This window comes from Limnohabitans sp. (assembly GCF_044361645.1).
Classification (GTDB): domain Bacteria; phylum Pseudomonadota; class Gammaproteobacteria; order Burkholderiales; family Burkholderiaceae_C; genus Limnohabitans_A.
Map to the genome: position 1 here is coordinate 1 of NZ_JBIKIL010000122.1, position 11328 is coordinate 11328.

9 protein-coding genes and 1 other RNA gene are annotated in these 11328 nt (G+C 59.9%); 4 read left to right on the forward strand and 6 right to left on the reverse strand.

Going from position 1 to position 11328, the window contains the following annotated elements:
- The 6 genes from ACIQ39_RS15925 to gyrA all read right to left on the reverse strand — a co-directional run.
- The coding region (locus tag ACIQ39_RS15925; RefSeq protein WP_396435586.1) for a S1 RNA-binding domain-containing protein at positions 1 to 764 on the reverse strand (764 nt) is incomplete at its 3' end.
- A gap of 218 nt (positions 765 to 982) precedes the next feature.
- Positions 983 to 2974 (reverse strand): bifunctional 3-phosphoshikimate 1-carboxyvinyltransferase/cytidylate kinase, encoded by a 1992-nt coding sequence (locus ACIQ39_RS15930; protein ID WP_396435587.1) that lies wholly within the window; start codon positions 2972 to 2974, stop codon positions 983 to 985.
- Positions 2975 to 2977: 3 nt separating this feature from the next.
- A complete protein-coding gene (locus ACIQ39_RS15935; protein ID WP_396435588.1) occupies positions 2978 to 3874 on the reverse strand; it encodes a prephenate dehydrogenase in 897 nt (298 codons plus the stop codon).
- A gap of 18 nt (positions 3875 to 3892) precedes the next feature.
- Positions 3893 to 4993, reverse strand: a complete 1101-nt coding sequence (gene pheA / locus ACIQ39_RS15940) for a prephenate dehydratase (RefSeq protein ID WP_108331352.1) — start codon at positions 4991 to 4993, stop codon at positions 3893 to 3895.
- A 28-nt stretch (positions 4994 to 5021) separates the two neighbouring features.
- Positions 5022 to 6128, reverse strand: a complete 1107-nt coding sequence (gene serC, locus ACIQ39_RS15945) for a 3-phosphoserine/phosphohydroxythreonine transaminase (RefSeq protein WP_396435589.1) — start codon at positions 6126 to 6128, stop codon at positions 5022 to 5024.
- Between the two features lie 3 nt (positions 6129 to 6131).
- A complete protein-coding gene (gene gyrA, locus ACIQ39_RS15950) occupies positions 6132 to 8816 on the reverse strand; it encodes a DNA gyrase subunit A (protein WP_396435590.1) in 2685 nt (894 codons plus the stop codon).
- 233 nt (positions 8817 to 9049) lie between these two features.
- Between gyrA and ompA the strand changes: the two genes are divergently transcribed.
- From ompA to ssrA, 4 genes are all read left to right on the forward strand, one after another.
- Positions 9050 to 9736 (forward strand): outer membrane protein OmpA, encoded by a 687-nt coding sequence (gene ompA, locus ACIQ39_RS15955; protein WP_396435593.1) that lies wholly within the window; start codon positions 9050 to 9052, stop codon positions 9734 to 9736.
- A gap of 92 nt (positions 9737 to 9828) precedes the next feature.
- The gene (ubiG, locus tag ACIQ39_RS15960) at positions 9829 to 10539 is read left to right on the forward strand and encodes a bifunctional 2-polyprenyl-6-hydroxyphenol methylase/3-demethylubiquinol 3-O-methyltransferase UbiG (protein ID WP_396435591.1); all 711 of its coding nucleotides are present in this window, start codon (positions 9829 to 9831) and stop codon (positions 10537 to 10539) included.
- 2 nt (positions 10540 to 10541) lie between these two features.
- Positions 10542 to 11207: an HAD-IA family hydrolase gene (locus ACIQ39_RS15965; protein ID WP_396435592.1), complete on the forward strand. Its 666-nt coding sequence runs from the start codon at positions 10542 to 10544 to the stop codon at positions 11205 to 11207.
- 12 nt (positions 11208 to 11219) lie between these two features.
- Positions 11220 to 11328, forward strand: a transfer-messenger RNA (tmRNA) gene (gene ssrA / locus ACIQ39_RS15970); the annotation flags it as partial.

Genomic DNA, 11328 nt, shown 5'->3' on the forward strand with positions numbered 1-11328 from the left:
ACGCGGTTTTTCTCGGTGTCGAACTTGAGGATCTTGGCGGTGATTTCTTGACCGGCCGTGACCACCTCAGAGGGGTGACGGACACGGCGCCATGCCATGTCGGTGATGTGCAGCAAGCCGTCGATGCCGCCCAAGTCCACGAATGCACCGTATTCGGTGATGTTCTTGACCACACCGTGCACGATGGAGCCTTCGCGCAAGGTTTCCATCAGCTTGGCGCGCTCTTCGCCCATCGAGGCTTCCACCACAGCGCGGCGTGACAACACCACGTTGTTGCGCTTGCGGTCGAGTTTGATGACCTTGAATTCCAGGGTCTTGTTCTCATAGGGTGACAAGTCTTTTGTGGGACGTGTGTCGACCAAAGAGCCGGGCAAAAATGCGCGGATGCCGTTGACCAGCACCGTGAGGCCACCCTTGACTTTGCCGCTGGTCACGCCGGTGACGAACTCGCCGGACTCGAGGGCTTTTTCCAAAGACATCCAAGAAGCCAAGCGCTTGGCGGTGTCGCGCGACAAGATGGTGTCGCCGTAACCGTTTTCGATGGAGCCGATGGCCACGGAGACAAAGTCGCCCACTTGGACTTCGATTTCACCCTGGTCGTTCTTGAACTCTTCAAGGGGCACGTAGGACTCGGACTTGAGTCCGGCGTTGACCACCACAAAGTTGTGCTCGATGCGCACGACTTCAGCGGTGATGACTTCACCTGGGCGCATTTCGGTGCGCGTCAGAGATTCTTCGAACAGGGCGGCAAATGATTCAGACATGTGATTTCCTCATCCACAGGTGCAGGACTGACGAGCGCGACATGCGTCGTTAGCAGGAGCTGACAGTGGCGATTGCTTGTGCGGCGTGAGCCGCGGTTGGTTTTTAAAAAACCACCTGGCCAATGTGCAAGCTGCACGAGGAGAGCCGGGTGGAACTTCAGGCCAGCCTGCACAGGGCGGGCTGGGGTGGCTGTTTTCGGCGGGTCAACTTTTGTCGATCAACCGAAAACTTGCCGACTTTGCCACCAGACCATCACCTGTTCCACCGAGGCTTCGATGGTCAAGGACGAGTTGTCCAGTTGCAAGGCATCTTGCGCTGGCAACAAGGGCGCGACACTGCGGGACATGTCCCGGGCATCACGCGCTTGCAAGTCAGCGCGAAGAGTGTCGATGTTAGCCGAAATACCCTTCAAAATCAACTGCTTATGCCGTCTTTCGGCCCTTTGTGCCGCGCTGGCGGTCAAAAACACCTTCAAAGGGGCATTTGGGAAGATCACGGTGCCCATGTCGCGGCCATCGGCCAGAAGGCCCGGCAAGCGCTGAAAGCTGTGCTGCAGTTGCACCAAAGCCTGGCGCACCGCAGGCAACACCGACACTTTGGAGGCGTTCATGCCGCCTTGCTCGCTGCGGATGGCATCGGTCACATCCATGCCGCCCAGCAGCACCTGCTCGCCTTCAAAGCGCACCGGCAAGCGGCGGGCCAGCTCTGCAATCGCGGTTTCATCGGCCGCCTCCAGCGTCAGGCCGACTTGAAGCGCGGCGTGGGCCGTGACGCGGTAAAGCGCGCCCGAATCCAAGTAGTGGTAGCCCAATGCAGAGGCCACGCGGCTGGCCAGCGTGCCCTTGCCCGAGGCCGTGGGGCCGTCGATGCAAATCACCGGGATATTGGCGGCCGCCGTGTGCGCCACCGAGAACAGGGCCTCGAAGTAATCGGGAAAGGTCTTGGCCACGCATTGGGGGTCTTCGATGCGCACCGGCACTTGGTCTGGGTTGAAGGCGGCCAGCGAAAAGCACATGGCCACGCGGTGGTCGTCGTAGGTGTGGATGCTGGCGCGTTGCCACTGGCTTGGCTTGAGTGGGTGGAGGGTGATCCAGTCCGGACCTTCTTCCACCGTGGCGCCCAATTTGCGGCTCTCGGCGGCCATGGCCGCGATGCGGTCGGTTTCCTTCACGCGCCAGCTGGCGATGTTGCGCAGGGTGGTCGGGCCGTCGGCGAAGAGCGCCATCACGGCCAGCGTCATGGCCGCGTCGGGGATGTGGTTGCAGTCGAGCGTGATGCCTTTGAGCGGCCATGCACCGCGCTGAACCTCCAGCCAGTTGGGGCCGCTGGTGATGTGCGCGCCCATTTGCGCGGCCGCGTCCATGAAGCGGATGTCGCCTTGGATGGAGTTTGCGCCCACGCCCTGGATGCGGATGCCCTCACCTTGAGCGATGGCCCCTAAAGCGATGAAGTAGCTGGCTGACGACGCATCGGCCTCGACGTGGATGCTGCCCGGTGACTGGTAGCGGCTGCCTGCGGGAATGACAAAGCGCGCCCAGCCTTGGCGTTCCACCGCAATGCCAAAGCGCGCCAGCAAGTTGAGCGTGATCTCGATGTAGGGCTTGCTGATGAGTTCGCCCACCACCTCGATGGTGATGGCGCGGTCTTGCGCAGCCAGCGGCAGCGCCATCAGCAATGCGGTGAGGAACTGGCTGGAGACATCGCCGCGCACGGGGATGGGCTTGTCCAGCTTCAGCGCAGGCTGGCCAATGTGCAAAGGCGGAAAGCCCTCGTTGCCCAGATAGTCGATGGCGCAGCCCAGCTCGCGCAGCGCGTCCACCAGGTCGCCAATCGGGCGCTCGTGCATGCGTGGCACGCCCTTGAGGGTGAAGTCGCCGCCTTGCACAGCCAATGCTGCGGTGAGCGGGCGCATGGCCGTGCCTGCGTTGCCCATGAAAAAAGCAATCGCCTCTGTTGGCCATGTGCGGCCACCCAGGCCGGTGATGGTCACCGTGGTGCCCGCCACTTCAACGCCACAGCCGAGTTGGCGCAGCGCGGCCAGCATGACGCGGGTGTCGTCCGAGTCCAGCAGGTCATGAACCACCGTGGTGCCTTGGCACAGTGCTGAGAGCAGCAGCACGCGGTTTGAAATGCTTTTGGAGCCGGGCAGGGTGACGGTGCCGGATGCGCCTTGCAGAGGCGGAAGGTCAAGGAAGGCGGTGGAGAACATGTTTCAGTCTTCAGAAGCGGTGTTGCAAGCCTTGCCCGCTTGCAGGGCCCAGGCCGAGCGCACATCGCTGGCTTGTTGAATCAGCTGCTGCAGCGCAGCGGTGTCGCCTTGTTTCAAGGCGTTTTCAAATGCGTCGACTGCGCGGCGAAAGTGGGTCATTTGCGTCAGCACTTCCGAGCGGTTGGCGCTCAAGATGTCGCGCCAGACGGCGGGGTCGCTGGCGGCGATGCGCGAAAAATCCCGAAAGCCAGGGCCTGCCATCTCCAAAAACGCCGCAGCTTGCGGCTGGGCGGTCAGTGCATTCACTGCCGCAAAGGCCAACAGGTGAGGCAGGTGGCTGACGGCGGCAAAGGTGGCGTCGTGCGCTTCGGGCGTCATGTGGCTCACATGGCTGCCGATGGCCGTCCAGACTTCGCTCGCCATTTTGATTTGGCGGATGCTGTTTTGTGGCAAAGGTGTGAGGATGGTGCGGCGCGCTTGGTAGAGCGTGGCTTCAGCATGCTCGATGCCCGCCAGCTCTTTGCCTGCAATGGGGTGGGCGGGGACCAAGCAATGCAGGCGTTCGCCCAAGGCGGCACGGGCTGCTGCGACCACATCGCATTTGGTGGAGCCCACGTCCATCAACAAGGCGCTGGGTGACAGGCTGCCTTGCAAGGCAGCAAAGCTGGCTTGCATCGCGCCCACGGGCACCGCCAGCAAGACCAGGTCTGCACCTTGCACCGCCTCGGCCACGCTGCTGCAGGCTTGGTCGATGACACCCAGCTCAAGCGCGCGTTGGCGGGTTTTTTCAGACGCGCTGAACCCTGTGATGTGCTGCACCAGACCTGCTTGCCGCAAAGCCAGCGCAAACGAGCCGCCCATCAGGCCGCAGCCAATCAGGGCCAGGCGTTGGAATTTCACCGTGCGCTCACTCGGAGGTTATTCTGAAACGGGGTAAGAACCCAGCACCTTGTAAAAGGCGCACAGACCCTGCAGCTCTTGCAAGGCAGCGGCCACATGCGGCTCGCTGATGTGGCCTTGCAGGTCGATGTAGAAGTAATACTCCCACTGGCCCGATTTGGCGGGGCGCGACTCAAAACGCGTCATCGACACGCCATTGTTCTTGAGTGGCACCAACAGGTCGTGCACCGCGCCCGGGCGGTTGGGCACCGACACCACCAAGCTGGTGCAGTCTTTGCCAGAGGCCGGTGGCGTGGCCAAGGTTTGGGGCAGGGCGATCACGGCAAAGCGGGTGCGGTTGAAGGCCTCGTCCTGGATGGCGTGGTGCACGATGTGCAGGCCAAACTGGCTGGCCGCGCGTTCGCTGGCCAGCGCTGCCCAAGCCGGGTTGGTGGCCGCCAAGCGGGCCCCTTCGGCATTGCTCGACACAGCGCGGCGCTCCACATGCGGCAGGTGTTTGGACAACCAGCCTTGGCACTGGGCCAGCGCTTGGGGGTGGGCCATGACCACCTCAATGCCAGCATCTGAATTGAGTTGACGCAACAAATTGAAGCGCACTTGCAGGCTGACCTCGCCCACCACATGCACCGGCGAGCGCAAGAACAAATCAAGCGAACGGGCCACCACGCCTTCGGTGGAATTTTCCATGCCCACCACGCCGTATTGGGCGGTGCCTGCGGCGGTGGCGTGGAACACCTCGTCGAAGTTGGCGCAATAAATCAGGTTGGCCGCGCTGCCAAAAAACTCAATCGCGGCTTGTTCGCAAAACGTGCCTTGGGGGCCCAACACTGCCACGCGCTGTGGCGCTTCGAGGGCTAGGCAGGCCGACATGATTTCGCGCCAGATGGATGCGACGTGTTCGTTCTTGAGCGGGCCGGGGTTGGCCTGGGTGATTTTGTCGATGACTTGGGCCACGCGGTCGGGCCGAAAGAAGGGCGAGCCTTCGGCGCGTTTGATCTCGCCCACTTGTTCGGCTACATGGGCGCGCTGGTTCAGCAGGCTGAGCAGTTGTTTGTCCAGCGCGTCAATCTGCACCCGCAAAGCGCCCAGGGCATCCGACTGAATGGGTTGTTGGCTCATGTCCAGAAGTCTTTCAGTGGGGCCGATTTCAGGCCTGGGTCTTTTCAAAATCACGCATGTAGGCCACCAGCGCCTGCACGCCTTCGAGGGGCATGGCGTTGTAGATGCTGGCGCGCATGCCACCCACCGATTTGTGGCCTTTGAGTTGCAGCAAGTTGGCGGCTTTGGCCCCGGCCAAAAAGGCCTTGTTGCGCGTTTCGTCGCGCAGGTAAAACGGCACGTTCATCCGCGAGCGGCAGTTTTTGGCCACACGGTTTTCATACAAGCTGGAGGCGTCGAGGAAGTCGTACAGCAGCTGTGCTTTGGCGATGTTGCGCGCTTGCATGGCCGCAATGCCACCATTCTTTTTGAGCCACTGAAACACCAAGCCTGCGATGTAAATGCTATAGGTCGGCGGCGTGTTGTACATGGACTGGTGGTCGCTCACCAGTTTGTAATCAAAAGCGCTGGGGCAATGCGCCAGGGCGTGGCCGATCAGGTCTTCGCGCAAGATGACCAAGGTCAGGCCTGCAGGCCCCAGGTTCTTTTGTGCGCCGCCAAAGGCCAGGCCGACCCGCGACCAGTCCACCGGGCGTGAGGCCACATGCGAAGAAAAGTCCACCACCAATGGCGCATCACAGCCCAGAGCTTTGAGGTCGGGCAGTTCTTGAAACTCCACACCGTGGATGGTCTCGTTGCTGCAAATGTGCACATAGCGGTTGTCAGCGCCGATTTGCCAAGTGGCAGGCGCAGGCAGGGTGGTGAAACCATCTGCCTCGCTGCTTGCCGCCACACGGGCTGTGCCGTATTTGGCCGCTTCTTTCAGTGACTTTTGGCTCCAGCTGCCCGTGAGCACAAAGTCCATGGCCCCGCCTTGCGACAGGTTCAGCGGCACGATGGCGTTTTCGGCCAGGCCACCACCTTGCATGAACAAGATTTTGAAATGGGCTGGCACGGCCAACAAATCGCGCAAATCGGCTTCGGCCTGCTCGTAAATGCCAATGAACTCTTTGCCCCGGTGGCTCATTTCCATCACGCTCATGCCAGAGGAACGGCCTTGTGCATCGTGCCAATCGAGCATCTCTGAGGCAGCTTGTTGCAGCACGGCCTCGGGCATGACGGCGGGACCCGCCGAGAAGTTGTAGGCGCGCCCCATCACTTATTCCGTTGCAGGTGCGCTGTCGTCCGCTGCTGCATCGGCATCACCGGCTTCACCCTCGTTCACATTCGCGTCGTTTTCCACAATGCGTTGCAAGCCCGACAGCTTGGCCCCCTCGTCCAGACCGATCAAGGTCACGCCTTGTGTGGCGCGGCCCAGTTCACGGATTTCGGCCACGCGGGTGCGCACCAAAACGCCGGTGTCGGTGATCAGCATGATCTCGTCGTCGGCTTGCACCAAGGTGGCGGCCACCACTTTGCCGTTGCGCTCAGACTGCTGGATGGCGATCATGCCCTTGGTGCCACGGCCGTGGCGCGTGTACTCGGTGATGCTGGTGCGTTTGCCATAACCGTTCTCGGTGGCCGTCAGCACGCTGGCGCGGGCTTTGACTTCATCGGCAGGCGCATCGGGGTTTTCTTGTTCCGAGACCAGCATGGCGATCACGCTTTGGTGGTCTTCGATCATCATGCCGCGCACGCCGCGTGCGCTTCGGCCCAAGGGGCGCACGTCGTTCTCGTCAAAACGCACGGCCTTGCCGCCGTCGCTGAACAGCATCACATCGTGCTGGCCGTCTGTGAGGGCTGCGCCAATCAGGAAGTCGCCTTCGTCCAGGTTGACGGCAATGATGCCGCCTTTGCGGGGGTTTGAAAATTCGTCCAGCGATGTTTTCTTGACGGTGCCCATGGAGGTGGCCATGAACACATACTGGTTGTCCGGGAAGGTGCGGGCCTCACCGGTCAGGGCCAGCACCACATTGATCTTTTCGCCTTCTTGCAGCGGGAACATGTTGACAATCGGGCGACCGCGTGAGCCGCGCGACCCGGCAGGCACTTCCCAGACCTTGAGCCAGTACAAACGGCCCCGATTGGAGAAGCACAGCAAATAGTCGTGCGTGTTGGCGATGAAGAGCTGGTCGATCCAGTCGTCTTCTTTGGTGGCTGCGGCTTGCTTGCCCCGGCCGCCGCGCTTTTGTGAGCGGTATTCACTCAGGGGTTGGCTCTTGATGTAGCCACTGTGCGACAAGGTCACGACCATGTCGGTGGGGGTGATCAGGTCTTCTGTGGACAGGTCTTGCGCGCTGTGTTCGATCTCGCTGCGGCGGGCACCGGCTTTGGTTTGACCAAACTCTTGGCGCACAGAGCCCAGTTCGTCGCTGATGATGGTGGAGACGCGCTCGGGCTTGGCCAGGATGTCCAGCAAGTCTTCGATCTCGGACATGACCTCTTTGTATTCGGCCACGATCTTGTCTTGTTCCAGACCGGTCAAGCGCTGCAGGCGCATTTGCAAAATTTCTTGCGCTTGCGTGTCCGACAGGCGGTACAGACCGTCTTGGCCCAATCCGTATTCGCGCTCCAAGCCTTCGGGGCGGTAATCGTCGGCGTTGATGGTCGAGCCGTCATCGCGGGCGCGGGTCAGCATGGTGCGCACCATTTGGCTGTCCCAAGCGCGGGTCATCAGCTCGGCCTTGGCCACGGGCGGCGTGGGCGCGCCCCGGATGATGGCGATGAAGTCGTCGATGTTGGCCAAAGCCACGGCCAAGCCTTCCAGCACATGGCCACGGTCACGCGCTTTGCGCAGCTCGAACACGGTGCGGCGTGTCACCACCTCGCGGCGGTGCTGCAAGAAGACCTGGATCAGGTCTTTCAGGTTGCACAGCTTGGGTTGCCCGTCGATCAAGGCCACCATGTTCATGCCGAAAGTGTCTTGCAGCTGCGTTTGCTTGTACAAATTGTTCAGCACCACCTCGGGCACAGCGCCACGCTTGAGCTCAATCACCAGGCGCATGCCCGACTTGTCCGACTCGTCCTGGATGTGGCTGATGTCTTCGATTTTCTTTTCGTGCACCAGCTCGGCCATGCGCTCTTGCAAGGTTTTCTTGTTGACCTGGTAGGGCAACTCGTCGACCACGATGCACTGGCGTTGGCCTTTGTCGATGTCTTCAAAGTGGCATTTGGCACGCATGACCACGCGGCCGCGTCCCGTGCGGTAGCCGTCTTTGACGCCAGTCATGCCGTAGATGATGGCGCCCGTCGGGAAGTCGGGCGCAGGCACGATTTCCATCAACTCGTCGATCGAGGCTTCTGGGTTGCGCAGCAAATGCAGGCAAGCATCCACCACCTCGTTCAGGTTGTGCGGCGGGATGTTGGTGGCCATGCCCACCGCGATACCGCCCGAGCCGTTGATCAGCAAGTTGGGCAAGCGCGAGGGCAAAACCAGAGGTTCTTTTTCAGAGCCGTCGTAGTTGGGGCCAAAGTCCACCGTTTCTTTGTCGATGTCGCCCAACATTTCGTGGGCAATTTTGGCCAAACGGATTTCGGTGTAACGCATGGCAGCGGCGTTGTCGCCGTCCACCGAGCCGAAGTTGCCCTGGCCGTCTACCAGCATGTGGCGCATGGAAAAATCTTGCGCCATGCGCACGATGGTGTCGTACACCGACTGGTCGCCGTGCGGGTGGTATTTGCCGATCACGTCACCCACAATACGGGCCGACTTTTTGTAAGGACGGTTCCAGTCGTTGTTCAACTCGTGCATGGCGAACAAGACCCGGCGGTGCACGGGTTTGAGGCCGTCGCGAGCATCGGGCAGTGCGCGGCCCACGATCACACTCATGGCGTAATCGAGGTAGCTGCGCCGCATTTCCTCTTCCAAACTGATGGGCAGTGTTTCTTTGGCGAACTGGGTCATGGATGTTTGAAAGGTGTGAAGCGCTGTAAACAAAGCATTTTATGTGCAAGCCAGTGTCGCGTCCATGCAACATTTGTAATGCATTTCCATTCATCGCCTCCATGTCCGCCTGCCATTTACCTGAGCTGAGTTGTCTCTATGGCACAATTCTGAGCAACGCCGCAGTTGATGTTCACCTGCAGCGTCATCATTTCGCAGTGAGTCTGCGGCTTTATCCCCTTTTAAGGAAGACCATGAAAAAACTGAACAAAGTGGCAATGCTGCTGGCAACTGCAGCCCTCGCATCCGCGGCTGGAGCTCAAACCGTTGACAACTGGCGCAATGGCTCCGGTGACCTGGTTTGGAAAAACGGCACCAACGAACTGTGCTGGCGTGATGCCAACTGGACACCCGCCACTGCCGCTGCTGGTTGCGATGGTGCCATTGTTGCCAAGCCCGCTGTCGCTCCTCCAGCACGTGCTGCTGCACCTGCCGCTCCAGCAGCTGCACCCGCCGCTCCTGCAGCTGCACCCGCTCCCGCGCCTGCTGCACAACGTCCAGCTGCTCCCCCTCCTGCTGCTGCCACAAAAGTGACTTACGCAGCCGACGCTTTCTTTGATTTTGACAAATCTGTTTTGAAAGCCGAAGGCAAAGCCAAGCTCGACGATTTGGTTGGCAAAGTCAAGGGCATCAACTTGGAAGTCATCATCGCCGTGGGCCACACCGACTCAACAGGGCCTGACGCTTACAACCAAAAGTTGTCGGTCAAGCGTGCTGAGACTGTGAAAGCCTATTTGGTGTCCAAAGGCATTGAAAAGAACCGCGTTTATACCGAAGGCAAAGGCGAAAAGCAGCCAGTGGCTGACAACAGCTCCTCTGCAGGCCGCTCGAAGAACCGTCGCGTCGAAATCGAAGTGGTGGGTACACGCTCTAACAAGTAATCCATTTTTGGATTGCCGCAAAAGCCCCAGCAATGGGGCTTTTTTTTGCCTGTCGATCAGACCACCCTGCGTGTTCACCGACAATCGGGGGCATGACGACCCAAACACCCAATGTTGACCCGGCAGAGCTTGCCAAATTTTCTGAATTGGCCCACCGCTGGTGGGATCCCGAAAGTGAGTTTCGGCCGCTGCACCAAATCAACCCTTTGCGTTTGGAATGGATACACGGTCTGGTGCCCTTGACGGGTTTGAAGGTGCTCGACGTGGGTTGTGGAGGCGGCATTCTCGCCGATGCCATGGCTCGCAAAGGCGCTCAGGTATTGGGCATCGATTTGGCCACCAAATCCCTCAAAGTGGCGCAGCTGCATGCATTGGAAGCCGGCACAAAGGGTATTGAGTACCGTGAAATCAGTGCAGAAGACCTGGCTGCTGAGCAAACAGAGAAGTTTGATGTCATCACCTGCATGGAGATGCTGGAACACGTGCCAGATCCTGCCCTGGTGGTCCAAGCCTGTGCGCAAATGGTCAAACCCGGCGGCTGGGTGTTTTTTTCAACGCTCAACCGAAATCCCAAATCTTTTTTGTTTGCCATTGTCGGTGCGGAGTACATCCTCAAACTTTTGCCCAAAGGCACGCACGAATTTGCCCGCCTGATCAAACCCAGTGAACTCACCGCATGGGCCCGTGCTGCAGGGCTGGATGTGAAAGGCTTTAAAGGCATGGCGTACAACCCGTTCACCAAGCGCTATTGGCTCAACCAAGACACCAGCGTCAATTACTTGTTGGCCTGCCAGAAAGCCTGAACATGTTCTACCATGCACAAGCCGTTTTGTTTGACTTGGACGGCACCTTGATTGACAGCGCCCCCGATTTGGGTGCAGCAGCGGACAAAATGCGCACCGACCGTGGCTTGACCTCATTGCCGCTTGCGCATTACCGACCCATGGCGGGCGCGGGGGCACGCGGCATGTTGGGCATTGCCTTTGGCATGGCGCCCGATCACCCCGACTATGACGTGATGAAGGAAGAATTTTTTGTCAATTACGAAAGCGCCATGACCGAGCGCACACGCATTTTTGATGGGGTGGTGGAGATGATCGCCCGCTTGGTGGCGCAAGGCATGCCTTGGGGCGTGGTGACCAACAAGGCCAGCCGCTTTACCGATCCCCTGACATCCGTCATGCCCCTTTTTGCAACCGCTGGCACCATTGTCAGCGGCAACACCACACCACACGCCAAACCGCATCCAGAGCCTTTGTTTGAGGCGGCGCGCCGGTTGTCGATCGATCCGGCGCTTTGCGTGTACGTGGGTGATGACGAGCGCGACATCGTCGCAGGCCTGGCTGCGGGCATGGGCACTGTGGCGGCCACCTACGGTTATTTGGGCCAACAGAGCGATATTTCGCGCTGGAATGCACATTTGCACATCGATTCGCCGAAAGACCTCTTGCAATATCTCAGGAGCGCCTAAAATAGGAGGCTTGGGGCTGCATTGGTTTCGACATGGGTTCGGACGCGTGGCAGGGCATGTCGAGGTTCTGATCCTCGTTAATCTTCGGAAAAAAAACTAACTGCAAACGACGAACGTTTCG

Excerpts from the sequence above, each read along its gene's own strand:
- ACIQ39_RS15930 (WP_396435587.1), bottom strand. The coding sequence starts at position 2,974 with ATGTTCTCCACCGCCTTCCTTGACCTTCCGCCTCTGCAAGGCGCATCC.
- pheA (WP_108331352.1), bottom strand. The coding sequence starts at position 4,993 with ATGAGCCAACAACCCATTCAGTCGGATGCCCTGGGCGCTTTGCGGGTG.
- serC (WP_396435589.1), bottom strand. The coding sequence starts at position 6,128 with ATGGGGCGCGCCTACAACTTCTCGGCGGGTCCCGCCGTCATGCCCGAG.
- gyrA (WP_396435590.1), bottom strand. The coding sequence starts at position 8,816 with ATGACCCAGTTCGCCAAAGAAACACTGCCCATCAGTTTGGAAGAGGAA.
- ompA (WP_396435593.1), top strand. The coding sequence starts at position 9,050 with ATGAAAAAACTGAACAAAGTGGCAATGCTGCTGGCAACTGCAGCCCTC.
- ubiG (WP_396435591.1), top strand. The coding sequence starts at position 9,829 with ATGACGACCCAAACACCCAATGTTGACCCGGCAGAGCTTGCCAAATTT.
- ACIQ39_RS15965 (WP_396435592.1), top strand. The coding sequence starts at position 10,542 with ATGTTCTACCATGCACAAGCCGTTTTGTTTGACTTGGACGGCACCTTG.